This is a genomic window from Lysobacter sp. 5GHs7-4 (assembly GCF_021284765.1).
Classification (GTDB): Bacteria; Pseudomonadota; Gammaproteobacteria; order Xanthomonadales; family Xanthomonadaceae; genus Lysobacter.
In genome coordinates, this window is record NZ_CP089924.1 from 109,532 (window position 1) to 132,125 (window position 22,594).

General features: G+C 69.9%; 20 protein-coding genes. 13 read left to right on the forward strand and 7 right to left on the reverse strand.

Translation table 11 applies throughout. The annotated features are described in order from the left end of the window. Nucleotides 1–3 precede the first annotated feature (3 nt). The 3 genes from LVB77_RS00425 to LVB77_RS00435 all read right to left on the reverse strand — a co-directional run bounded on the left by LVB77_RS00425 (nucleotide 4) and on the right by LVB77_RS00435 (nucleotide 2,784). Entirely contained in the window at nucleotides 4–684 is a 681-nt protein-coding gene (locus LVB77_RS00425) for an RDD family protein (protein WP_232910404.1), read from the reverse strand. A 130-nt stretch (nucleotides 685–814) separates the two neighbouring features. Further along, nucleotides 815–1,360 carry a gamma carbonic anhydrase family protein gene (locus LVB77_RS00430; RefSeq protein ID WP_232908262.1) on the reverse strand — a complete coding sequence of 182 codons (546 nt, stop codon included), beginning with the start codon at nucleotides 1,358–1,360 and terminating at the stop codon, nucleotides 815–817. Between the two features lie 59 nt (nucleotides 1,361–1,419). Next, complete coding sequence (locus LVB77_RS00435; protein WP_232908263.1) at nucleotides 1,420–2,784, reverse strand: HEAT repeat domain-containing protein; 1,365 nt, start codon at nucleotides 2,782–2,784, stop codon at nucleotides 1,420–1,422. Between the two features lie 151 nt (nucleotides 2,785–2,935). On the opposite strand from LVB77_RS00435, the gene LVB77_RS00440 reads away from it, so the two are divergent. Further along, nucleotides 2,936–4,357, forward strand: a complete 1,422-nt coding sequence (locus LVB77_RS00440; protein WP_232908264.1) for a coniferyl aldehyde dehydrogenase — start codon at nucleotides 2,936–2,938, stop codon at nucleotides 4,355–4,357. Between the two features lie 37 nt (nucleotides 4,358–4,394). Here the strand turns inward: LVB77_RS00440 and LVB77_RS00445 are convergent, their stop codons facing one another. Next, nucleotides 4,395–7,784 (reverse strand): DUF11 domain-containing protein, encoded by a 3,390-nt coding sequence (locus LVB77_RS00445; RefSeq protein WP_232908265.1) that lies wholly within the window; start codon nucleotides 7,782–7,784, stop codon nucleotides 4,395–4,397. Nucleotides 7,785–8,043: 259 nt separating this feature from the next. On the opposite strand from LVB77_RS00445, the gene LVB77_RS00450 reads away from it, so the two are divergent. From LVB77_RS00450 to xth, 3 genes are all read left to right on the forward strand, one after another. Next, on the forward strand, nucleotides 8,044–8,640 hold the full coding sequence (locus LVB77_RS00450) for an ECF-type sigma factor (protein WP_232908266.1): 597 nt from the start codon (nucleotides 8,044–8,046) through the stop codon (nucleotides 8,638–8,640). Nucleotides 8,641–8,661: 21 nt separating this feature from the next. Next, nucleotides 8,662–11,664, forward strand: a complete 3,003-nt coding sequence (locus LVB77_RS00455) for a serine/threonine-protein kinase (protein WP_232908267.1) — start codon at nucleotides 8,662–8,664, stop codon at nucleotides 11,662–11,664. A gap of 163 nt (nucleotides 11,665–11,827) precedes the next feature. Beyond that, nucleotides 11,828–12,598, forward strand: coding sequence for an exodeoxyribonuclease III (gene xth / locus LVB77_RS00460; RefSeq protein WP_232908268.1), 771 nt, complete (start codon nucleotides 11,828–11,830; stop codon nucleotides 12,596–12,598). Between the two features lie 868 nt (nucleotides 12,599–13,466). On the opposite strand, the gene LVB77_RS00465 is transcribed toward xth, so the two are convergent. Together LVB77_RS00465 and LVB77_RS00470 are read right to left on the reverse strand one after the other, a co-directional pair. After that, on the reverse strand, nucleotides 13,467–13,739 hold the full coding sequence (locus tag LVB77_RS00465; protein WP_232910406.1) for a GlsB/YeaQ/YmgE family stress response membrane protein: 273 nt from the start codon (nucleotides 13,737–13,739) through the stop codon (nucleotides 13,467–13,469). A 167-nt stretch (nucleotides 13,740–13,906) separates the two neighbouring features. After that, nucleotides 13,907–15,268, reverse strand: a complete 1,362-nt coding sequence (locus LVB77_RS00470; protein WP_232908269.1) for an AMP-binding protein — start codon at nucleotides 15,266–15,268, stop codon at nucleotides 13,907–13,909. Between the two features lie 186 nt (nucleotides 15,269–15,454). Here LVB77_RS00470 and LVB77_RS00475 point away from each other — a divergent pair, with 186 nt between their 5' ends. The 8 genes from LVB77_RS00475 to LVB77_RS00510 all read left to right on the forward strand — a co-directional run bounded on the left by LVB77_RS00475 (nucleotide 15,455) and on the right by LVB77_RS00510 (nucleotide 21,621). Then, the gene (locus LVB77_RS00475; RefSeq protein ID WP_232908270.1) at nucleotides 15,455–16,048 is read left to right on the forward strand and encodes a 4'-phosphopantetheinyl transferase superfamily protein; all 594 of its coding nucleotides are present in this window, start codon (nucleotides 15,455–15,457) and stop codon (nucleotides 16,046–16,048) included. 49 nt (nucleotides 16,049–16,097) lie between these two features. Further along, nucleotides 16,098–16,781: a 16S rRNA (guanine(527)-N(7))-methyltransferase RsmG gene (gene rsmG / locus LVB77_RS00480; protein WP_232908271.1), complete on the forward strand. Its 684-nt coding sequence runs from the start codon at nucleotides 16,098–16,100 to the stop codon at nucleotides 16,779–16,781. A 101-nt stretch (nucleotides 16,782–16,882) separates the two neighbouring features. Then, complete coding sequence (locus tag LVB77_RS00485; protein WP_232908272.1) at nucleotides 16,883–17,689, forward strand: AAA family ATPase; 807 nt, start codon at nucleotides 16,883–16,885, stop codon at nucleotides 17,687–17,689. Further along, on the forward strand, nucleotides 17,686–18,591 hold the full coding sequence (locus LVB77_RS00490; protein ID WP_232908273.1) for a ParB/RepB/Spo0J family partition protein: 906 nt from the start codon (nucleotides 17,686–17,688) through the stop codon (nucleotides 18,589–18,591). Before LVB77_RS00485 ends, LVB77_RS00490 begins: the two co-directional genes overlap by 4 nt. Before the next feature lie 245 nt (nucleotides 18,592–18,836). Then, entirely contained in the window at nucleotides 18,837–19,265 is a 429-nt protein-coding gene (locus tag LVB77_RS00495; protein WP_232908274.1) for a hypothetical protein, read from the forward strand. Between the two features lie 200 nt (nucleotides 19,266–19,465). Next, entirely contained in the window at nucleotides 19,466–20,431 is a 966-nt protein-coding gene (locus tag LVB77_RS00500; protein WP_232908275.1) for an NAD-dependent epimerase/dehydratase family protein, read from the forward strand. A 104-nt stretch (nucleotides 20,432–20,535) separates the two neighbouring features. Further along, nucleotides 20,536–21,282 carry a glycosyltransferase family 2 protein gene (locus tag LVB77_RS00505; protein WP_232908276.1) on the forward strand — a complete coding sequence of 249 codons (747 nt, stop codon included), beginning with the start codon at nucleotides 20,536–20,538 and terminating at the stop codon, nucleotides 21,280–21,282. Between the two features lie 3 nt (nucleotides 21,283–21,285). Beyond that, nucleotides 21,286–21,621, forward strand: a complete 336-nt coding sequence (locus LVB77_RS00510; RefSeq protein ID WP_232908277.1) for a lipid-A-disaccharide synthase N-terminal domain-containing protein — start codon at nucleotides 21,286–21,288, stop codon at nucleotides 21,619–21,621. Nucleotides 21,622–21,661: 40 nt separating this feature from the next. Here LVB77_RS00510 and LVB77_RS00515 read toward each other — a convergent pair whose 3' ends face one another. Next, nucleotides 21,662–22,060 (reverse strand): GFA family protein, encoded by a 399-nt coding sequence (locus LVB77_RS00515; RefSeq protein WP_232908278.1) that lies wholly within the window; start codon nucleotides 22,058–22,060, stop codon nucleotides 21,662–21,664. A gap of 297 nt (nucleotides 22,061–22,357) precedes the next feature. Between LVB77_RS00515 and rpmB the strand changes: the two genes are divergently transcribed. Next, nucleotides 22,358–22,594, forward strand: a complete 237-nt coding sequence (rpmB, locus tag LVB77_RS00520) for a 50S ribosomal protein L28 (protein ID WP_056177711.1) — start codon at nucleotides 22,358–22,360, stop codon at nucleotides 22,592–22,594.

A 22,594-nucleotide genomic window follows, 5' to 3' on the forward strand; every position in this document is an offset into this window, starting at 1 on the left:
GATTCATCGGCGCCCCAGGAGCCAGTTGGCGATGCCGTACACGCGCGCCACGGCGGTCTCGCCGCGCGCGCCGGTCAGCGGCTGGACCAGGTCGGCCAGTTCGATCTGGCGCGCGGCGGCCAGGCGCGGCGCGCGTTCGGCGAACGCGACCAGCGCCGCCTGCTCATAGGGCAGCAGCGGCACCGGCGGCGCGCTGGCGGTGTCGATCGGCGCGGCCGCGGCGTCGTGGCGCCGCGCCTCGTGCACGACCAGGGTGCCGGCGACCATGTCGCCCAGCCGGCGGCCGTAGGGATCGGCGTAGCTGGCGATCAGGCCGAAGGCGTAGCCGAACGGCAGCATGTCGACCACGCGCAGCAGATTGCGCACGAACGACTGCATCCAGCCCACCGGCGCGCCGTTGCCGGCGACCACGCGCAAGCCCAGCGCGCGCTTGCCCGGCGTGCGGCCGTCCCACATCGCCTCGAAGGCCACGTGATAAAACCACAGCAGCAAGAACATCAGCACCAGGAAGAAGCCCATGCCGCCGGTGCCGAGCACGCCGAACAGCAGCGAGCCGATGAACAGCAGCGCCAGGCGGATGCACAGGTCGATCGACCAGGCCAGCGCGCGCGGCACCGGCCCGGCCGCGGGCAGTCGCAGGGCGACGCCTTCGGGCGTCACCACTTCGCGGTAGGTATCCAGCATCACGGCGCGGCGGCGCCTGCGGGCGGCGACGGCCGCGTCCGGCGGCGCGCGGCCGGTGTTCGGTGCAACTCGTCCATGCGATTTCCGTGGTCTCCCCTGCCGCGACTGTAAACGCGGCCCACTGCCGTGCCTAGCCCGCGTCGGCCATGCCCAGATAACGGTCCTTCAAGCGCACGTAGTGCTGGGCGCTGTATTGCAGTTGTTCGATCTCGCGCTCACTCAATTTACGCACCATGCGTGCCGGATTGCCCAGCCACAGCTCGCCCTCGCCGACCGTCTTGCCCGGCGCGATCACCGCGCCCGCGCCGACGAAGCCGAAGCGCTGCACGGTGGCGCCGTCGAGGATCTTGGCGCCCATGCCGATCAGCGCGAACTCCTCGATGCGGCAGGCGTGCACGATCGCGCCGTGACCGATGGTGACGTCGTTGGCGATCACCGTCGGCAGGCCGCCCGGACGCGTGAACGGGCCTTCGTGAGTGACGTGGACGATGGTGCCGTCCTGGATGTTGGTGCGCGCGCCGATGCGGATGAAGTTGACGTCGCCGCGGACCACGCAGCCGGGCCAGATCGACACGTCGTCGTCCAATGCGACTTGACCGATGACGGTGGCGGCCGGGTCGACGTAAACGCGCTGACCGAGTTCGGGGGTGTGTTCTAGATAGGGACGCAGGCTCATGCGCCGATTGTAAGCCGCCGCCGATGACGCGGTGGGTTCGGCCCGGCGCAGCGTCGCAACTAGTCGGCGCCGGCCTCGGCCAGGGCGGCCTGTGCGGCGGCGCGCACACGCTCGTCGCCATCGGCCAGCGCGGCTTCGAGGCTGGCGCACCAGGGCCGAGCCTCGCGCTTCCAGTAGCCCAGGCTCAAGGCGGCGAACCGGCGCACCTGCGCGTCCGGGTCGTGCGCGAGGCGCTGCGCCAGTGCCGGCAGCAGGCGCGCGCCCGCGGCCGCGCCCAGTCCGCGCTCGCCCATGATCGCCGCCGCGTGGGCGCGCACGAACGCGTGCGGCGACGCGAGGCCGCGTAGGACGGCATCGAGTTCGTCCTCGCGCAGCCGACAGTAGCTGCTGCCGGGCTTGAGCTCCTCGCGCGCACCGTCGGCGATGGCCGGCGCGGCGGACAGCAGGCGCTCCAGGGGCGCGTAGTCCAGCCCGGCGCGCGTCGCGTCGCGCCAGGCGCGGTAGGGCGCGCACAGGCCCGCCAGGGCCGCGTCGCGACGTCGCCCGAGTTGATCGAACAGCCATTCGCCGTCGCCCAGCACCGCCAGCGATCGCGCCGCCCAGGCTTGAGCGGGCTCGTCGCCGCGGCGCTCGACCCGCCGCCGCAACGCCGCGATCGCCTCCGGCGAGGCCACGCCGATCCGGCCCAGCAAGGCCGCCACCCACCACTCGCCGCGTGCGTGCAGGCGCGTCAGCAGGGCCGGCAGCGCCGGCTCTCCGAGCGCGCAGAGTTGCTCGCGCGCCTGCTCGGTATCGAAAGCGCCGCCGACGCGGTCGCTGTGCTGGATCAGGGTGGCGATGCGCTCGGGCAGCGCCAGCGCCAGCACGCGTTCGCGTTCGGCCTGCGCCGCCACTTCGTCCGGAAACAAACGCGCGAACCTGGCCTCGCCGATGCCCTCGCGCAGCAACTCGGTCTGGCCCTGTTCGTCGTGCACGAAGGCGATGAAGCCCGGCGCCAGCGCGAGGCCGCCGTCCTGCAGCAGGCGCTGCAGCTCACGAGCGGCCTCGACCAGGGTCTGCATCCAGCGGCGCTCGATCGCCCACCACTCCTCTCGGGTGGCGCTGCGAGCGACGCGTTCGACCTCGGCAGCGGCCGCGTTGAGCGCCTGGCTCACGTAGTCGATGTCGCTGTGCTCCCAGTCCGGCGGATTCCAGGCCTCGCTCCAGAACGCCTGCGGGTGCACGTCCAAGGGCCGCTCGCGCCCCAGCGCCTGCAGGCTGTTGGCCGCCAGCGTCGGCAGCCAGATCGCGCCATCGAGTTCGCGGTAGCTGCCGTAGTAGGCGACCGCGTAGCACTGCCGTTGCGGCTGCGCCGCCAGCGTCACGCGCAGTGCCGCCGCTGCGTCCGCTGTCAGCAGGCCTTGCAAGCGTGTCCAATCGATCATGCCGCTCCCCGGCGCCGGTCCCGCGCAGAGCCTGCCCGATCCGCACCGCCGGCGACCAGCCCCAGGACGGCCGCGTCGCCCCCCATCGCTGGCCTCTGCCGCCCCATCGCGGACACCCCCGCGAACGCCCGGCGCGACTACACTGCGGCGTATGGACATCACCGCCGACACCACGCCCAGCGAGCTGGCCGCCACCCGCGAACGTCTGCGCACGGCCTGGCAGGCGCACAAGCCCGACTACGCCCAGCGCCGCGCCGACCTGCTGCGCCTGCGCGACGCGTTCCGGGCGCGCGTGCCGGCCATGGACGCGGCCATCCAGGCCGACTTCGGCCACCGCTCCAGCCACGAGAACCTGCTGTCGGAGGCCATGATCACCCTGGCCGAACTCGACCACGCCATCGGCCGACTGCGCCGCTGGATGCGTCCGCGCCGCGCCGCCGTGGGCTGGCGCTTCTGGCCCGCGCGCGCCGAGATCCGGCCCGAGCCGGTGGGCGTGGTCGGCATCCTCTCGCCCTGGAACTACCCGGTGAACCTGGCCCTGGTGCCGCTGGTCTCGGCCATCGCCGCCGGCAACCACGTCTACCTCAAACCCTCCGAGCACACCCCGCGCACCAGCGCCTTCCTGCGCGAACTGCTCGCCGAGGTGTTTCCGGCCGACCGCGTGTCCGTGGCCATGGGCGGGGCCGAGGTCGGCGCCGCGTTCTCCGCGCTGCCCTTCGACCATCTGCTGTTCACCGGCTCCACCGCCGTCGGCCGCAAGGTCATGGCCGCCGCCGCGCCCAACCTCACGCCGGTGACGCTGGAGCTGGGCGGCAAGGCCCCGGCCGTGGTCTGCGAAGACTTCCCGATCGAAGTGGCCGCCGCGCGCATCGCCAGCGGCAAGTGGTTCAACGCCGGCCAGACCTGCATCGGCGTGGATTACGTGCTGGTCGACGCGGCCCGCCGCGACGCCCTGGTGGCCGCGCTGCAGGCGCAGCTGCGCGCGCGCTACGGCGAACTCGGCGCATCGCAGGACTACACCCGCATCATCAACGACAGCCAGTACGCACGCCTGCGCGGCTACGTCGACGACGCCCGCGCGCGCGGCCTGCAGGTGATCGAACCGTTCGCGCTGGATCCGGACACCGCCGCGCGCGAACGCCTGTTCCCGCCGACCCTGGTGATCGAGCCCGGCGCCGACGCCCAGGTCATGCAGCACGAAATCTTCGGCCCGATCCTGCCGGTGCTGTCCTACCGCAACCTGGACGAAGCGATCGCGCGCATCAACGCGCTCGATCGCCCGTTGGCGCTGTATCCCTTCGGCTACGACCGCGAACGCGTCGAACGCATCCTGGCCCAGACCCTGGCCGGTGGCGTCACCGTCAACGACACCCTGCTGCACTTCGGCGCCCACGACCTGCCCTTCGGCGGCATCGGCCCCAGCGGCATCGGCGCCATCCACGGCCGCAACGGCTTCGACACCTTCAGCAAGTTGCTGCCCGTGTTCCGCCAGCGCCGTTTCGCCGCCAGCGACTGGCTCAAGCCGCCTTACCGCGGAAAGATCGACAAGCTGGTGCGGATGCTGGCCAAGTAACCGGGCCGGCACGCGAGGTGCCGGCCCGTCCCTCCCCTCAATTCACCGTGCAGTCGTAGCGCAAGGTGGCGCTCTGGCCCACGTTAAGCTGCCCCAACACGATGCCGCCCGCGCCGGTCAGGTCGGCAACGGTGAAGCTGCCCGATGGCACGCCGTTGCCGGTGATGGTCACCGGATTGCCGGCCGCACACGTCAGTTCCGCGCCGGGCGCATCGCGCACCACGGCACCAGTGACCGTGGCCGGGCCGTTGTTGGTCACCACCAGGGTGTAGGTGACCGCCGAGCCGCGTTGCAGGGTGTCGTCGGCCTGGTCGCTGGGGCCGGCGGCCGACGTGTTGGTTTTGGTGATCGACAGGTCCGTCGTGCGCAGTGTGTTGGTGTAGGTGCACACCGCGGCATTGGCGCTGGTGATGGTCAGCGTGTTGGCCTGCTGGCCGTCGTTGCCCGACAGCGTGTGGCCGCCGGTACAGGCCAGCGCCGTGGTGTAGTTGGCCGCGTTCGTGCCCCCTTCCGCAGGCAGCGTGACCGTATCGCCGATGCTCACCGCCACCGGCGCGCCGCTGTCGGCGGCGTTCGGCGCGGTCGCATCGAACGCGGCGGTGTTGTTGGCGCCGCCCGTGGTCGCGCCGATGCTGACCTGGTGCCCTGCGGTGCTGCCCGCAGCCCAGGCCTTGGCCAGTTGCAGGCTGGCCTGGCGCTGGTTGGTGAAGGTACAGGCGATCGCGTTACCGGCGGCGGTGTCCTGCGCGGTCAGCGGGAAGCTGCGCGCAGCGACGTTGACCGGACCCTGCGCCTGCGTGGTCACGCCGGCGGGCGTGGTCACGGTGCAGGCGGCATCCGTGAACGCCCAACCGGCAGGCGGCGCGGCTTCCACGATATTGCCCGCGAAGCCGATGTTGATCGGCCGGGCGGCGGCCGTCGTCCCCGGAGCGCCCGCGGCGGTCGTAGTGATGGGGAGCGTGCCGAAACCGCTGTTTGGAGCCGTGAAGCTGAACGGACCGCCCGCGTCGCCTGCAGTGAGCTTGGTGATCTGGAGCCTCGGTCGTCGGGTGTTGGTGAAGGTGCACACAGTGGTCGAACCGGCCTGCACATCGCCGCCCGGCACAATGACTTCATTGGGGATGCCAGAGGTAGGAATGGCGCCATAGGTTTGGGTCGTACCGTCGGGCCTGGTCATGACGCAGTTCGCGTCGGTCACCGAGTAGGCGACCGGAAGGCCTTCGTTGACCCGGAAGAAGGCGCCGGGCGTCAGCGTGATCGTCGCTCCGGTAGCCGCTCCCGACGCGCCCGCGGCCGTCGTCGTCAGGCTCTGGTTGGTCGTGCCGCCGCCGGCCCCTCGCTGGATGACGAAGTTGAACGGGCCGCCGCCGTTGTCGGCCTGGGTGATCTTGGTGATGGTCAGGGTCGTCGGGCGGAGCGCGTTGGAGAAGGTGCAGGCGATGGTGTTGCCGGCAGCGGTATCGGCCGCCGTCAGGTTGAACGTGCGGCTGGCCGCATCGAACGTGCCCGCGGCGGGCGCGGCCGTTCCACCCGGCGGCGTCACCGTACAGGCCGCGCTCGACAGCACCCAACCCGCGGGCGGGGCGTTTTCGGTGATCGCCGTCGCGGTGGCCGCAGTGGTCAGCGTCTGCTGCGCGCCGGCCGTGCCGGGCGCGCCGGCCGCCGTGGTGGTGATGTTGTGCGCAGCGATGCCGTTGTTGCCCGAGAAGCCGAACGTATCGGTGCCGCCGTTGGAAATTTTGGTCACGGTCAACGCCGGCGGCGCGACAGTGTTGGTGAACGTACACAGCACATTGCGGCCCGCGCCGGCGACCAGCGGCAATGCCGGCAAGGTCAGCGTCCGCGTTCCGGCGTTGTAGGTGACCCCGGCAAGCGCCGAGCCACCCACGGTGCAGGACGGCGTACCGGTGACAGTCCAGCCCGCTAGTGCGGCTTCGGCGAGCGTGGTCGTTGTGGTGGTGCTGGCAAGCGTCAAGGTCTGCAGCGCCCCGGCGGTGCCGGGCGCACCCTGCGCCGTGGTCGTTATCTGGTGGCTGGCAATCCCGTTCGACCCCGAGAAGTCGAAGGTTCCGGTGGCACCATTGCTGATCTTGGTGACGGTGACGGTATTGGCCACCCAGGTCATCGGCACCGACTGGTTCGGGATGTTCAGGGCGGTTGAGCTGGTGTAACTGGCCTGCGTGTTGGTAAATGTGCCCAATGTGTTGCTGGTCACGTTCACGCTGACCGTGCAGGTGGTGGCCGCGCCGCCTGCGGTGCCGGCGGGCAGATTGCCGCCCGCGACGGTGAAGGTGCCATCGCCGGCGTTGGCGGTCAGCGTGGTGCCGGCGCCGCAAGTCGTCGTTGCATTGGGGGTGGGCGCGATCACGACGCTGCCCGGCAGCGTATCGGTGAAACCCCAGCCCACCTTGGCGCCGTTGTCGCCGCTGGTGTTGGTAATGGTGAAGGTCAACCGCTTGACCTGGCCGACATAGTTGGAGGCGATGTCCACCGCCTTGGTCACGCTGGGCGTGACGTCCAGCGCGGTGAAGTTGTCGTAGGCATAGTCATTGCCAATGCCACTGGCCTGCTGGTTGATGATGGTGAAGGTCAGCCCGCCCCCCGTCACCAACACCGCACTGCCAGCCCCTGCCGGCGTAAAAGTGGCCGCGCGAGCGGTATTGAACCCTGCACCCGCCCGGTTCGTGATCGAATTGTAATTGCGAACGTTCGTACCACCCGTACACAGGTCCATCTGCCCGCCCAGCTGGGTTCCGTTCAAATTGACGGTTATCAGCGGATGCGCCGCGTTGCAGCTTGCCGCCCCGGCGACAAACTGGAAGGTGACGAAGCGCCCGGTGCCTCCGGGCGGCACCGCCGGGAACGGAATCGGCTGCGCATTCTGCAGAATGACGCTACCCACGGTCGGAGGGCTAGCGGTCCAGGCGGTAATGCCGATATCTCCGCCATAAGCAGCGCCCGAAGGGTCGCCAGGCGTCGACAGAGCGCCGCTCGGAGTATTTAGGTTGTAAGCGCCGACGGCTTTCTGCGCGATGCCCGAACCGCTCCAGGCAGAAAACCCCGTGTCGTTGCTGCCCGGACAAGCGGCTAGTCCGACCGCATTGTTCGCGGGTACATTGCCCGCAGTCACCAGCCCGTTGCAGTTCGTGAGCCATGCCGGGTCGGCGGTATAGGTCATGTTGAGCGGTCCGGGCCCAACATAGGTATTGACCAATCTCGGATTGCCGTTGTTGTTGGCATTGCCGTTGTTGAAGGTCTCCCGATAGATCACCGTCTGCGCAAGCGCATGCGCCGGCAGCAGTATCGACATCGCAGCGCACAGCGCCACGAGCAACCGGCGGCCTTGCCCCAGGTTCGGTGCGAATCGCACCGACGCGACCCTGCGCGCTTCAGCTGCGCAGGGGGAGTGGGAGTCGTCGTGGCCCATCGGGCCTGTCGTCGGCGACGGCCCGCTCGCGCCCGGCCGGGACGGCGGCGGCGTGGCGCGCAATGGCATACGAGCGCCGCGCTTCGCCGCTGAACCCATCGCCCCAGCCGCCACATCCAGATTGCTATTTGCCCCACCCGCACCGAACATACCCACAGCCTGCCCCTGTCGAAATCGGGCACGACTTAGGGTGCCCCTAGTCCCAAAGTCGGGATTCGGCTTGGGAACCGGACATGCCGTGGGGAAACCGAAGACCGCGATGGATGAAGAGCCTCTCCTGCCGTCCGCATCGATCGAGTCGGTGACGGCCCTGATCGAACGGGCCCAGTCTGGTCAGGGTGAGGCCTGGGACCAGGTCTACGGCCTGCTCTATGACGAACTGCACCAGATCGCCCAGCAGCGGCTGCGCCAGTGGAGCGAAGGCCGCTCGGCCACGTCCCTGGTCAATCGGGCTTGGCTGCGGTTCGACCCCAGCCGGCTGAGCCTGCAGAACCGCCAGCACTTACTGGCGGTGATGGCACGCTCCATGCGCTACGCCCTGCTGGACGAGGCCGAGCGGCTGAAAGCCTTGAAACGCCAGGCCGGCGCGCCCGCACCCGAGGATGCGGTCGACACCCTCGGCTACGACCCGCGGCTGGACGAAATGCTGGCGTTGAGCGTCGCTTTGAACGAGCTATCCGCTGCCTATCCTCGCTTGGGCACCGTGGTGGAGATGCGCTACTTTGCCGGCATGACCGAAATCGAAATCGCCGAAGCGCTGGGCCTGACGGAACGCACCGTACGCCGCGACTGGCTCAAGGCGCGTGCCTTCCTGGTGTCGCAGCTGGGGGCGCCGCTGGCCAGTGGCGGCGACTGAGGCGCGCGGAGTAAGCGACCCGTGAGCAGCCACCACCTGCGCGCGCTGTCGCTGTTCGACGAATACGCCCAGATGCCGGCGGCCGAACGGGCGCGCCGGATGCAGATCCTGGCGAGCGAAGATCCGGCCTTGCATGCCGCCCTGGACGATTTGTTGCGCGCCGACGGCGAGCGCGATGGGCACCTGGTCGATGGCTCGGCCGTGGACGTGATCGCGCGCGCGCAGCCGCCGGCCGGCGAACGACCCGCCTCGGACCCCCGCCTGGGCACCCGCGTGGGCGCGTGGCGGATCGAGCGGGTGATCGCCAGCGGCGGCATGGGCACGGTCTACGAGGCGCAACGCGACGATGGGCAATACCAGCAGCGGGTCGCGCTCAAGTTCGTGCTGGCGAAGCATGCCGGCCCGCAGCTGACGGCCGCATTCCTGCAGGAACGCCAGCTGCTGGCGCGGCTGGACCACCCCGGCATCGCCAGCCTTTACGACGGCGGCATCGATGCCGACGGCCAGCCTTGGTTCGCGATGCGCTACGTACCGGGCGCGCCGATCGACACCTGGTGCGACGTGCGCCGGCTCGGCATCCGCTCGCGCATCGAATTGCTGCTGCAGGCCAGCCGGGCCCTGTCGTATGCGCATGCGCAAGGCGTGGTGCATGGCGACATCAAGCCGAACAACCTGCTGATCGATCGCGACGGCCGTGTGCAGCTGGTCGACTTCGGCATCTCCAGCCTGTCCGGCGCCGCGAACGGCGGCATCGCGATCACCGAGGACTATGCGGCCGCCGAGCAACGGCAGCTGGGCGTGCGCTCGGTCGCCACCGATGTTTATGCCTTCGGCGTGCTGATCTATCGTCTGCTGTGCGGCCAATGGCCGCAGGCGCGCCATCCGCTGCTGGGCGCCCTGCCGCTGTCCGATGCCGACGGCAGGCCGATGGACCGCTTGCTGGACGGCGCGGCCGAAGACGTCGCGCGCGTGCGCGGCGAAGCCAGCGTGGCGGCGCTGGCGCGGCGGCTGTCCGGCGATCTGTCCGCGATCGCACGCAAGGCGGTCGCCCATCGGCCCGAGGACCGCTACGCCAGCGTCGCGGCGCTGGCCGACGACCTGCAACGCTGGCTGGACCAGCGCCCGGTGTCGGCCCGCCCGCTGGCCTGGCCCGCGCGCGCGGGCCGATGGCTGAGCCGCAACCGCGTGCCGGCCGGGATCGTCGCCACCGCTTTGATCGCTGCGCTCGCGGTCTCCGGCCTGGCTTATCAGCGGCATCGGCAGGACCTGCGCGATGCGCGCGCCAGCGAGACGATCGGCCACTTGTTCGCCGCCAACCTGGGCACCGCGACGATTTCCGGCCTGGGCACGGCGCCGTTCTCGTCGCGCGCGCTGCTGGACAAGACCGAACGCGAGCTGCGTCGCCTGCGTTTGGCCGAACACCCGGCGCTGCTGGCGCGCGCTTACGCCACGCTGGCGCGCAGCCGCGCCGCCATTGGCGACATGCGCGATGCCGAGCGGTTGGCGGACGTGGCCACGCGCACCCTCGGCGACCGCGACGACGCCACCGGCGCCGTGGCCGCCACCCGCTCGGCCATGCTCAACCTCCGCGGCCGCCACGCGCAAGCCGCGACGCTGGCGAGCGCCGCGCTGGCCGGACTGGACGCCTGCGATGCCGGTCACCGCGAGTGCCCACGTATCGCCTTGCAGGCCGAGCTGGCGCGCGCGCAATGGGGACTGGCACAGATGCGGTCGGCGATGCGCACGGTGGACGCGGCGCTCGCCGAGGCCGCCCCTCTGGACAATCGCGAACCGACCGCCGAGCTGTTGATCTTGCGGTCGGAATACAACAGCTCTCTGCTGCGCGCAAAGCAAGCCGAAGAGGACGGCAAGCGCGCGGTGCAACTGGCCGACGGCATCAATCCGGTGCTCGCCGACGACGCCCGCGAGCGCCTGTTCGGCTTGCTCGCCCGCCGCGGAGCACCGGACGCCTTGGCGGTCGCCAAGCGATTGCGCGACAGCCGCATACGCACCCTGGGCGAACGCCACCCCAAGACCGGCTGGGCCTGGCTGCGCGTGGGCGAGGCCGAGGATCAAAGCTATGCGGGCGCGGCCATCCAAAAGGGCTTGTCGATCATCGAAGCGACGTACGGCCGGGAGCACCCCGAGTACGCCTGGGCGCTGAACTCGGCGATGTGGCATATGCCCAAATCGGCGCAGGAAAAGATCGCGCTGATGGAGCACGCGATCGGCGTACTGACGAACAACCTGGGCCCGCGTAGCGAGCGCACGCTGAATGCGCGCTCCAGGCTCGGCTATTTCATGCTGGACATGTCCAGCGATCACCGCACGGATGCCGACACGCTACGCGGCTTCACGCTGTTGGGCGACGCGATTCGGGACATGCAGGCCAGCGGCCTGCCCACGCCGTGGCAACGCCTGAAACTTGCGGAAGGACTGACGAATTTCGGCCCCAAGGAGCGCCTGGCCGACGCCGCGGAACTGCTGAACGTCGCAGCCGGCGAAGCGGGGCGCTACTTCTCCGCGGACGACAACTATGTGCTGGAGCTCACCGTGTTCCAGAACAAGCTGCTTTTTCGCAGAGGCCAGCATGCGCTCGCCGACCGTGGGTTCGCGGACTGGATCACGAAGAACCAAAGTTTCATCGCCACGACGCGATCCGACGCTCAGAGCGTCAACGAGTACATCCGCGCCATGACGCTGTACGAGTCGATGCTCTATCGTGGCTTGCACGCCTATCAAACTTGCGACCGCAAGGGCGCCGCGGCGCAATGGCGCAGCGCGGAGGATCTGGCCGGACGCGCGCTGGGCGACGAGGGCTATCAACAGTTGACCGCTCGCCGCATGCTTGCCGACCTGCACCGCGGCGCGCCCATCGACCTGCCTGCGGACGCCGGCTACATACCCGCCTCCGACATGGCGACAGGGAATGCGGCCGGCGCGCGTTGCCCGCATTCGACCCGCGCCATGTCCCAGGACGCGGGAGCCGCAGGCGGACAGCGGCGACCCGATCCGAACGGGTGATCCCCTGTAGCGCCGGCCGACTTGGGTTAGCGGCGCGATCATGCCTTAAAGTGGCCACAGCGCCTGCCCCAAGGCCCAAGCCGCCGACGCCTCATACGGGTGCGCGCGGCCTGCGCGCGGTGCCGGCATCGCTATCCACGCCCCCCCTTCCGACAGGCGTCGCATGAAGATCTACAGCTGGAACGTCAACTCGCTCAACGTGCGCATGCCGCACCTGGAAACCTGGCTGGGCCTGCGCCTGCCCGACGTGGTGGCGCTGCAGGAAACCAAACTGGAAGACCACCGCTTCCCCGACACCGAGCTGTCGGCGCTGGGCTACCGCAGCGTGTTCGCCGGACAGAAGACCTACAACGGCGTGGCGATCCTGTCGCGCGAACCGGCGCAGGACGTGCAGATCGGCGTGCCCGGACTGGAGGACGAGCAGAAGCGCGTGATCGCCGCCACCGTCGGGGAGCTGCGCATCGTCAACCTGTACGTGGTCAACGGCCAGGACGTGGGCACCGACAAGTACGCCTACAAACTGCGCTGGCTGGACGCGGTGCACGCCTGGATCGCGCAGGAGCTGCAGCGCTATCCGCAGATGATCGTGCTGGGCGATTTCAACATCGCCCCCGACGCGCGCGACGTGTACGACCCGACGGTGTGGAATGAGGGCCATATCCTGACTTCCACCGCGGAACGCGAGGCGCTGCAGCGATTGCAAGCCCTGGGACTGCACGATGCCTATCGCTTGCATCCGCAGGCCGAGGGCGAGTTCAGCTGGTGGGATTACCGACAGGCGGCGTTCCGCCGCAACCTGGGGCTGCGCATCGACCTGACGCTGATCTCCGACACCTTGCGCGCCCGCTGCGTGGGCGCAGGCATCGACCGCGAACCCCGCACCTGGGAACGCCCCAGCGATCACGCACCGGCGTGGGTGGAGCTGGCGGATTGATGGCAGCACCAACGCAGGCACCTGGAATTAAACGCTCGCTTCAGCCGTTGCCGTTGCCGTTGCCGTTGCCGTTGCCGTTGCCGTTGCCGTTGCCGTTGAGTTTGCTCCGGCATTGAAGTCCATAGAACCGAAGCCACACGACCACTCCCAGACCCGGAGGGCGGCGCGCAGGACGCGCGCCGTTTTTCGATAGGACAGGGATGTCCTATCGAAAAATCCCGGCGCAAGAACCGAAGCCACACGGGAGCTCCTGGCTCAGACCCTTCTCTTTGGTTACTTTCTCTTGGGTCAGCAAGAGAAAGTGACCCGCATGCGCAGCAGGCGGAAGCCTTTGACCTTCGGTCAGAAGCAGCGGAGCAACAGCCAAAGCAAATCCTCCCCAACCCTCCTTTTCCAAAGGAGGGAGCTAAGAGCGCGACGCCGGAGTTTGGCGGCCATCGGAGCCGGGTAGGCGCAATAGCCGGAGTTCGCGGTCGCGGCTCACGCCGCTCCTACAGAGAGTGCATGCAAGAGAAAGTGACCCGCATGCGCAGCAGGCGGAAGTCGTTGACCTTCGGTCAGAAGCAGCAAAGCAACGGCCAAAGCAAATCCTCCCCAACCCGCCCGGCCAACAGGCACAGCCTGTTGTCGTTCACCCGTGCACGAACCTGCGGTTCGTAAACGCACGGCTTCACCCTTTGTCAAAGGAGGGAGCTAAAAGCGCAACGCCGGGATTTGGAGGCCATCGGAACCGGATAGGCTCGATAGCCGGGATTCGCGGTCGCGGCTCACGCCGCTCCTACAGGCAGGCATCGGCGCAACGCGCGAATGCGAGCCTAGAAAAAAGCCCGGCGATGCCGGGCTTTTTCGTAGCGCACGCAAAGCGCATTCAGCGCACGCGGCCGCGCCGGAACAGATTGACGATGCCCAACAGCACGATCGCGCCGACCAGCGACAGCAACAGCCCGTTGAGACTGAAATTGCCGTCGTTGATGTCGCCCGCGCCCAAACCGAGCACCCCGCCCAGCCAACCGCCCAGGAACGCACCGACGATGCCGACGATGATGTTCAGGAAGATGCCCTGCTGGCCGTCGGTCCTCATGATCATGCTGGCGATCCAGCCGATGACGCCGCCTACCACCAGCCAAATGATGATGCCCATCATGCTCGTGTCTCCTTCTTCAGTTCACAGGACGCCCGTCGCGCAGACGCGCCGATGCGACCGGCACGTCTGCCCTACGAGACAGAACGAGTCTGGGCGGAAGTTTGTGACGGAGATGTCTGCGCGACGGCGCGCGCGTCACGCGGCGTAGACACGCCGCGTGCGGGTCAGCCGTCGTTGCCGCGCAACAGCGACAGCAGCCGGTCGCGCGGCAGCTTGCCGGTTTCGTTGCGCGGCAGCGCGGCGACGCAGCGCAGGGGCCGCGGCAGGAACACCGGGTCCACGCTCGCGCGCAGCGCCTGCAGGATGCGCGCCTCGTCCAGCGTCGGCGCCACCGCGAGCGCGGCGATGCGGCGCACCGCGCCGTCCTCGGCATCGAGCTGGAACACCGCCGCGTCCTCGACGCCGTCGATCGCCAGCAGCTTGCGGGTGAGATCGCCCAGCGACGCGCGCTTGCCGGCGATTTCCAGCAGGTCCGCGCTGCGGCCGCGCAGCACGAAGCGGCCGTCGGCGCCGACTTCCATCAGGTCCGCCAGCACCACCGGCTCGGGCAGGTGCGGCGCGTGCACCGCGGTGCCGTCGGGCTGCGGCGACACACGCACGCCCGGCAGCGGCGTCCACGCCTGCTCGTGGGCGGTGCGGCGGCGCGCGATCACGCAGGTCTCGGTGGAACCGAACACTTCGCGCACCTCGCAGCCGTAACGCTGCTCGGCGGCCAGCGCGAGCTCCTGCGTCAACGGCGCGGTCGCCGAGACGATGCCGGCCAGCGGCGGCAGATCGATGCCGGATTCGACCAGCGCGCGCAGATGCACCGGCGTGGTGACCAGCAGCGGCGGCGACGGCGCGTCGGCCAGCGCCAGGGCGACATCGCCGGGAAAGAACGGACGCGCGGCGTGCACGGCGACCGGTCCGAGCAAGGGCAGCAGCACCGACATCTCCATGCCGTACATGTGCTGCGGCGGCACGGTCGCCACCAGCGGCGTGATCGCGTCGGGCGCGAGCAGATCGTGCAACGCCGCCAGGTTCTGCGCGGTGCTGGCGCGGAACGCCTGCCAGGTCTTGGGATTGGGTTTGGGCTGGCCGGTGCTGCCGGAGGTGAAGCCGATCGCGACCAGGGCCTGCGCGGCGACGCACGGCGCGGGTCCGTCGGCCTGCGACAGCACCTCGGGCAGGCGCCAGTAGCGCGGCGGCGGCGGATCCAGCGCGCCGTCGCCCAGACAGTAGCTGTCGGCGTGCTGCGCATAGGTGTCGTCGACCACGGCCGGCGCGCGCGAGGACGGCAACAAAGTGGTCTGCCCGCGCAGCGCGGCCGCGCAGAACGCGACCAGGAAGCGGTAGCGGTCCTCGCACAGATTGATCGCATGGCGCGCCGCCGGTAGCGCCGCGGCCAGCGCGCGCACCTCGCGTTCGAAGCGTTCCTGCGCCACGGCCTGACCGTGCGCATACGCAAACAAGCGCGTCTGCGCCCCGATCACCAGCGCGACGCGTTCGTCGCCGGGCACCGCATCGTGATCAACTACTGCTGACATCGTCCGCCATTGCTTGCTCCCGCCGCGACCGTGCAGGTCCCGGCGCCGACGGCCTGCGCCGCCTTCCCCTGTGCGCCGGCCTCGCGGCAACGGCATCGATCGCGGCCAACGCCGCATCCCCTGCTTTAGCTTACGCTGGCGCGCCGGCGTTCCGTCAAACGCCTCGTTCATGTGCCTGATCCGTCGATGACTCCGCCCCAACCGCTGCTCCCGCCACGCTGGACCTGGCAGCCGCATACGCCCGGCCACGCCGCGCAGGCGCAGGCGCAGGCCTGGCTGGCGCAGCAGTTGCGGACCGATCCGCAGGCCCTGCGCCTGGCCCGCGACGACCGCCAGCGGCCCTACCTGGAGGCGCCGTTCCAGCACTGGGACTGCAACTGGAGCCACAGCGGCGACAGCCTGCTGATCGCCCTGACCGCGCACGGCCGGGTCGGCGTGGACCTGGAGCGACTGCGCCCGCGGCCGCGCGCGCTGGCGGTGTCCGAGCGCTACTTCACCGCTCCCGAAACCGCCTGGCTGGACGCCCAGGCCGACCGCGACCGCGCCTTCCTGCGCCTGTGGTGCCTGAAGGAAGCCGTGCTCAAGGCCCACGGCCACGGTCTCTCGTTCGGCCTGCACCGGCTGCGCTTCGAGGAGCGCGACGCACTGCTGGTACTGGTGGACAGCGACCCCGCCCTGGGCGCGCCGCACGAATGGCGGCTGCAGGAGCTGGCGCCCGCGCCGGGCTACGTCGGCGCGCTGGCCTGGCGCCCGCGACCGGGCGCGCCGGCGCCGCCCTGATTCGGACCGCGCGCGGAGCCGGTCGCCGCCATCGGCGATACTGTCGGCAATGAACGCAACCGCCCCCCTCCCGCCCGGGCTCCGCCGCGAGCTCGAATCCGGCCTGTCCGCGCTGGCCCTGGATCCGGCCCTGGCCGCGCCGCTGCTGGACTACCTGGCCCTGCTCGCGCGCTGGAACCGCACCTACAACCTCACCGCCGTGCGCGATCCGCAGGAGATGGTGACCAAGCACCTGCTGGACTCTCTGGCCATGCACCCCTACGTCGACGCGATCGCGCACGACGGCGGCGCCCTGGCCGATCTGGGCACGGGCGCCGGCCTGCCCGGTATTCCCCTGGCCATCGTCAAGCCCGGCCTGCGCGTGACCCTGGTGGAGAGCAACGGCAAGAAAGCGCGCTTCATGCGCGAGGCCCTGCGCACGCTGGGCCTGAAGGACGCGCGCGTGGCCGAATCGCGGATCGAAGCCTTCGCCGAACCCGGCGCCTTTGATGCCATCACCGCGCGCGCGCTGGCGACCCTGCCGCTGATCCTGGAACTGGGCGGGCACCTGCTCAAGCCCGACGGCGCGCTGCTGGCGATGAAGGGCGCCCACCCCGTGGACGAGATCGCCGCCCTGCCCGCCGGCTGGGCCGTGCGCGGCTCGCACCCGCTGGCGGTGCCGGGCCTGGACGCCGAGCGCCACCTGGTCGTGGTCGCCCGCGCCGGCGCCCACGCACACCCCGATGCCGCATGACGGAGCGCGAACGCGCCCCGTCCGGGCATAATCCCCAGTCCGACCGGCGCCCGGCGCCGTCCGAACCCATCACACAGCCCGTACAGCAGGGGACGAGCCGCATGGCCCGCATCATCGCCGTCGCCAACCAGAAAGGCGGAGTGGGCAAGACCACCACCGCGGTCAACCTGGCCGCCGCGCTCGCGCGCGCGCCCAAGCGCGTGCTGCTGGTGGACCTGGACCCGCAGGGCAACGCCACGATGGGCAGCGGCATCGACAAGCGCAGCATCGAGGACTCGATCTGCGACGTGATGCTGGGCGAAGCCGAGGCCGCCTCGATCCTGCTGCGCGCGCCGGAAGACTTCGACCTGCTGCCGGCCAACATCGAACTGACCGCCGCCGAAATCCGCCTGATGGGCGAGGACGCGCGCGAGCAACGCTTGAAGGCCGCGCTGGCGCCGCTGCGCGGCAACTACGACTACATCCTGATCGACTGCCCGCCGGCGCTGTCGCTGCTGACGCTCAACGCGCTGACCGCGGCCGACTCGATCATCGTGCCGATGCAGTGCGAGTACTACGCGCTGGAAGGCATCAGCGCCCTGCTCGACACCATCAACGCGCTCAAGGCCAGGCTCAATCCCGAGCTGGAAATCGAAGGCGTGCTGCGCACCATGTTCGACGTGCGCAACAACCTGGCCAACGCGGTGTCGGCCGAGCTGACCAACCACTTCGGCGACCGCGTGTTCCGCACCATCGTGCCGCGCAACGTGCGCCTGGCCGAGGCCCCCAGCCACGGCCAGAGCATCGTCGGCTACGACAAGGCCAGCCGCGGCGGCATCGCTTACCTGGGCCTGGCCGGCGAAGTGCTGCGCCGCCAGCGCGAACGCGAGCAGGCCGCCAAAACCGCACACAAGGAGACCGTGGCATGAGCGCGGCGAAGAAGCGCGGCCTGGGCCGCGGCCTGGAAGCCCTGCTCGGCCCGAAGGCCGCCGCCGAGGCGCCGATCCTGGAAGCCACCGAGTCCGACGTGATGCGCACCCTGCCGGTGGACGCGCTGACCGCCGGCAAGTACCAGCCGCGCAAGACCTGGGACCACGACAAGCTGGCCGAGCTGGCCGAGTCGATCAAGGCCCAGGGCGTGATCCAGCCGATCGTGGTGCGCGACATCGGCGGCAAGCGCTACGAGATCATCGCCGGCGAACGCCGCTGGCGCGCCACCCAGCTGGCCGGCCTGACCGAAATCCCGGTGGTGATCCGCGAAGTCGACGACCGCACCGTGGTCGCGATGGCGCTGATCGAGAACATCCAGCGCGAAGACCTCAATCCGCTGGAAGAGGCCAACGCGCTGCAGCGCCTGATCGACGAGTTCGATCTCACCCACGCCCAGGCCGCCGAAGCGGTCGGGCGCTCGCGAGTGGCGGTGTCCAACCTGCTGCGCCTGCTGGAGCTGCCGGCCGAAATCCGCGTGCTGGTGGAAACCCGCGCCCTGGACATGGGCCATGCGCGCGCGCTGCTGACCCTGGCCCCGCAGGCCGCGATCGCGCTGGCGCGCCAGGCCGCCGAACTGGGCTGGTCGGTGCGCGACGTCGAGCATCGCGTGCAGCAGCTGGCCGCGGGCAAGGTCCCGACCGGCAGCGGCAAGCCCAAGCCGGCCAAGGCCAAGCCGCAGGCCGACATCGCCACGCTGGAACGCGAGCTGTCGGAATCGCTGAACACCCAGGTCAACGTGCTGCACGGCCGCGGCGGCAAGGGCCGCCTGGTCATTCACTACAGCGACCTGGACTCGTTGGACGGCGTACTGGAAAAGCTGCGCGGCCGCAGCGAAGGCTGAGCCGCCGCCCGCGCGGTGGCGCGGGAAGGGATTCGTGTCATGCTGGACCGGCATGCTGGCCCGGTCCGCATGCACAGGGGAAACGCATGGACACTCTCGCTACGCGGGGCGCATCGGCGCCGCCGCTCGCGCCTACGACGCCGCCCGCCGGCGCCTTTCGAATCCCAGCGCCTGCGCGGCGACCGGCTAGACTGGTCCCGCGCCACGGCCGCGCACGAAACACCCCACCACTGAAGGAGATGCACATGAAACGGATTGCCCTCGCGGCCCTGCTGCTGTCCCCGTCCCTGGCCTTCGCCCAGGCCGGCGCCAGCTGCCCCACCCTCAACAACGCCGACCTGGCCTGGACCCAGCGCCAGGGCGACGATTACACCCTGTGCTACCTGGAGCTGCCGTCCGCCATCGCCGCCGGCAAGGGCCTGGGCGTGTACCTGGGCACGCGTGGCTTCAAGCCCGAGAAGGACAACCGCGCCGAGAAGGGCACGGTCGGCACCCAGCAGGTGGTCTGGTACAAGAAGCCCAGCGGCACCCGCCCGTTCTCGCGCGAGACCACGATCCTGCTGCCGGGCGACAAGCCCAAGAGCAAGGTCCGCATCTACGTCTGGATCGACGCGGCCACCCAGGGCGAGCTCAACGAAGCCCTGGCCCTGGCCAAGCAACTGGCGGTGAAGTGACCGCGGCCGGCGGACTCCGGCCCCGGCGCGGAGTCTGCTGCGCTTCAGGCGCGGGCGGCCAAGCTGTCGCCCGCGTTCCGCCACGGATCGGTGCGGCCGTCGGCGCCGAACACGATTCCGACACGGATTCGCGGACACTGTCGCAACGGTAACCACCGCTCACGCATGCTCTCCGTCTCCGCACCCGCCCTCCTCGCCCCATGACCATCCTCGTCACCGGCGCCGCCGGCTTCATCGGCAGCTACGTCTGCCGCGCCCTGCGCGCCCGCGGCCAGGCCGTGGTCGGGCTGGACAGCTACAACGACTACTACGACCCGCAGCTCAAGCGCGATCGCGTCGCCGCGCTGTGCCCGGACGTCGAGATCCGCGCCCTGGACCTGGGCGACCGCGACGGCCTGGCCGCGCTGTTCGACGAGTTCGCGCCGACCCAGGTGATCCACCTGGCCGCGCAGGCCGGCGTGCGCTACTCGCTGACCCATCCGCACGCCTACGTCGACAGCAACCTGGCCGGCTTCGTGAACCTGCTGGAGCTGTGCCGCCATCGCGGCGTGCAGCACCTGGTCTACGCCAGTTCGTCCTCGGTCTACGGCGACTCGGCGGTGGCGCCGTTCTCGGAAGACCAGCGCGTCGACCGGCCGCGCTCGCTGTACGCGGCGACCAAGGCCGCCAACGAACTGATGGCGCACACCTACGCCCATCTCTACGGCCTGCACGCCACCGGCCTGCGCTTCTTCACCGTCTACGGCCCCTGGGGCCGTCCCGACATGGCGCCGCTGCTGTTCTCGCGCGCAGTGCTGGCGGGCCGGCCGATCGAGGTGTTCAATCACGGCCGCATGCGCCGCGACTTCACCTTCGTCGACGACATCGTCGCCGGCGTGCTGGGCGCGCTCGCGCACCCGTCCCAGGACGACCCGCCGCACCGGGTGTTCAACCTGGGCAACCACACCCCGGTCGAGCTGGAGCATTTCATCGCGGTGATCGAGGCCGCGGCGGCTAAGCCGGCGCAGAAGGTCTACAAGCCGATGCAGCCCGGCGACATGATCGAGACGATGGCCGATACTGCGCGCGCCAAGGCGGCGTTCGGGTTCGAGCCTGCGACCTCGATCGAAACCGGATTGCCGCAGGTGGTCGCCTGGTGCCGGGACTATTTCGGCGCCAAGGTCTGAGCCGGCCCCGCGCCAGCGACCGCCGCAGGCCGTAACGTGTTGCAACCGCCTCCGCCGACCCGGAGGCCCCTCCCGGCTCACGCGAGCCGCGACGAGTTCGCCAGATGACCGCAAGCCAGAACCCATCACTGTCCGTCGTCGTCCCCGTGTTCAACGAGCAGGACAACGTCGCCCCGCTGATCCACGAGATCACCGCCGCCCTGCGCGGCCTTGCGCCCGATGAAGGCGGGGACTTCGAGATCGTCTACGTCGACGACCGTTCGCGCGACGGCACCCTGGACGCGCTGCGCGCGCTCAAGGCGCAGGTGCCCGAATTGCGCGTGGTCCACCACGTCACCCAGAGCGGCCAGAGCACCGCGATCCGCAACGGCGTGAAAGCCGCGCGCGGTCGGTGGATCGCCACGCTCGACGGCGACGGCCAGAACGACCCGGCCGACATTCCCAAGCTGCTGGCCAAGCGCGCCGAATCGGCGCCCGACATCAAGCTGTTCGCGGGCTGGCGCGTGAACCGTCAGGACTCGGGCAGCAAGCGCTGGGCCTCCAAGTGGGCCAACGCGATCCGCAGCCGCATGCTGCGCGACGACACCCCCGACACCGGCTGCGGCATCAAGCTGTTCGAGCGCGAGGCCTTCCTCGATCTGCCGCACTTCAACCACATGCACCGCTACCTGCCCGCGCTGATGCAGCGCGCCGGCTGGAAGACGGTGAGCGTGCCGGTCAACCACCGCGCGCGTTCCACCGGCGTGTCCAAGTACAACAACCTCAACCGCGCCCTGGTCGGCATCAGCGACCTGCGCGGCGTCGCCTGGTTGATCAAGCGCGGCAAGGTCACCGCCACCGAAGAGGTCTGAGCCATGGACTTCATGAATTCGCCGATTGAATGGCTGGCCTGGACCGGCCTGCACATGTCGCCGTGGAAGCTGATCGGCCTGACCGGCGCGCTGATGTTCGGCGGCCGCTGGCTGGTGCAGTTCGTGGCCAGCAAGCGCCAGGGCAAGCCGGTGATCCCGCGCGCGTTCTGGTACATGAGCCTGGTCGGCAGCGCGATGACGCTGAGCTACTTCGTGTTCTCGCAGAAGCAGGACTCGGTGGGCGTGATCCAGAACCTGTTCCCGGCCTTCACCGCCGCCTACAGCCTGTACCTGGACATCAAGCACCGCGGCTGGCACCGGGATCGCGCCGGGCATTGAGGCCACGCGCGGTGCGGCGCTAACCGCAGCGACCGGCAACTCAATCGTAGTGCTCGATCCCCTCGGGCAACTGCACCCAGCCGTGCCGCCGCTCCTCGTACACCGAGACCGTGGGGGCCGGGAAGCCCGGCTCGGCGAACGCGCCCACCGCGACCACCAACGAATCCGGGAACGCCTCCGGCTCCCAGTACACGATGGACCCGCAGTTGGGACAGAAATGGAAGGTGGCCAGGGTGCCGGCGTCGCCGCGGCGCTGGTAGCGGCTGGATTGGCCCTCCAGCAGGCGCGCCCGCTCGCGCGGGTAGCGCGCCTGCACGCCGTACACGCTGCCGGTGCGGCGCTGGCACTCCAGGCAGTGGCAGATCGAAATCCGGGTGGGCTCGCCCTCGCAGGCCAGCCGCAGCTGGCCGCAGGAGCAGGTCGCCAGACGTGGATTCATGGTCGGTACGCCCGTTCAGGTAGCCGCGACAGGCCTTCAGCATACCCGCGGCTGGGCTCGGCCGGCCCGCCTGGCCCCAAGTGCTTGTCCCGGCTGGGATTTGCCGCCATAATACGCGGCTCGCTGTGTCCGACCCTCCCCTAGGGGCAGGTCCGGGCGGTCCCGGAAGTGCGATTCCGACCGCCTCGCTCGGCTGAGGTAACCACCCGTATCGCGCGCTGTCCGCGGAATTCCGCGCCGACGGCGGGGCCGCCGCCTCCCTGGCCAAGGGAAGCATCCAATCCTTTCGAGGTGCACATGTCCCGCGTATGCCAAGTAACGGGCAAGCGAACGACGACCGGCAACAACGTCTCGCACGCCATGAACAAAACCCGCCGCCGCTTCCTCCCCAACCTGCACGAGCGCCGCTTCTGGGTCGCCAGTGAGAACCGTTGGGTCAAGCTGCGTGTTTCCGCCAACGCCATGCGCACCATCGACAAGAACGGCATCGACGCCGTCCTGGCCGATCTCCGCGCCCGCGGCGAAAAGATCTGA

Bases quoted from the DNA above. Each gene is read 5' to 3' on its own strand.
- LVB77_RS00425 (WP_232910404.1), bottom strand. From the start codon at position 684: ATGCTGGATACCTACCGCGAAGTGGTGACGCCCGAAGGCGTCGCCCTG.
- LVB77_RS00430 (WP_232908262.1), bottom strand. From the start codon at position 1,360: ATGAGCCTGCGTCCCTATCTAGAACACACCCCCGAACTCGGTCAGCGC.
- LVB77_RS00435 (WP_232908263.1), bottom strand. From the start codon at position 2,784: ATGATCGATTGGACACGCTTGCAAGGCCTGCTGACAGCGGACGCAGCG.
- rpmB (WP_056177711.1), top strand. From the start codon at position 22,358: ATGTCCCGCGTATGCCAAGTAACGGGCAAGCGAACGACGACCGGCAAC.
- LVB77_RS00500 (WP_232908275.1), top strand. From the start codon at position 19,466: ATGACCATCCTCGTCACCGGCGCCGCCGGCTTCATCGGCAGCTACGTC.
- LVB77_RS00465 (WP_232910406.1), bottom strand. From the start codon at position 13,739: ATGGGCATCATCATTTGGCTGGTGGTAGGCGGCGTCATCGGCTGGATC.
- LVB77_RS00510 (WP_232908277.1), top strand. From the start codon at position 21,286: ATGGACTTCATGAATTCGCCGATTGAATGGCTGGCCTGGACCGGCCTG.
- rsmG (WP_232908271.1), top strand. From the start codon at position 16,098: ATGAACGCAACCGCCCCCCTCCCGCCCGGGCTCCGCCGCGAGCTCGAA.
- LVB77_RS00470 (WP_232908269.1), bottom strand. From the start codon at position 15,268: ATGTCAGCAGTAGTTGATCACGATGCGGTGCCCGGCGACGAACGCGTC.
- LVB77_RS00495 (WP_232908274.1), top strand. From the start codon at position 18,837: ATGAAACGGATTGCCCTCGCGGCCCTGCTGCTGTCCCCGTCCCTGGCC.
- LVB77_RS00515 (WP_232908278.1), bottom strand. From the start codon at position 22,060: ATGAATCCACGTCTGGCGACCTGCTCCTGCGGCCAGCTGCGGCTGGCC.
- LVB77_RS00490 (WP_232908273.1), top strand. From the start codon at position 17,686: ATGAGCGCGGCGAAGAAGCGCGGCCTGGGCCGCGGCCTGGAAGCCCTG.
- LVB77_RS00450 (WP_232908266.1), top strand. From the start codon at position 8,044: ATGGATGAAGAGCCTCTCCTGCCGTCCGCATCGATCGAGTCGGTGACG.
- LVB77_RS00445 (WP_232908265.1), bottom strand. From the start codon at position 7,784: ATGGGCCACGACGACTCCCACTCCCCCTGCGCAGCTGAAGCGCGCAGG.
- LVB77_RS00505 (WP_232908276.1), top strand. From the start codon at position 20,536: ATGACCGCAAGCCAGAACCCATCACTGTCCGTCGTCGTCCCCGTGTTC.
- LVB77_RS00485 (WP_232908272.1), top strand. From the start codon at position 16,883: ATGGCCCGCATCATCGCCGTCGCCAACCAGAAAGGCGGAGTGGGCAAG.
- xth (WP_232908268.1), top strand. From the start codon at position 11,828: ATGAAGATCTACAGCTGGAACGTCAACTCGCTCAACGTGCGCATGCCG.
- LVB77_RS00475 (WP_232908270.1), top strand. From the start codon at position 15,455: ATGACTCCGCCCCAACCGCTGCTCCCGCCACGCTGGACCTGGCAGCCG.
- LVB77_RS00440 (WP_232908264.1), top strand. From the start codon at position 2,936: ATGGACATCACCGCCGACACCACGCCCAGCGAGCTGGCCGCCACCCGC.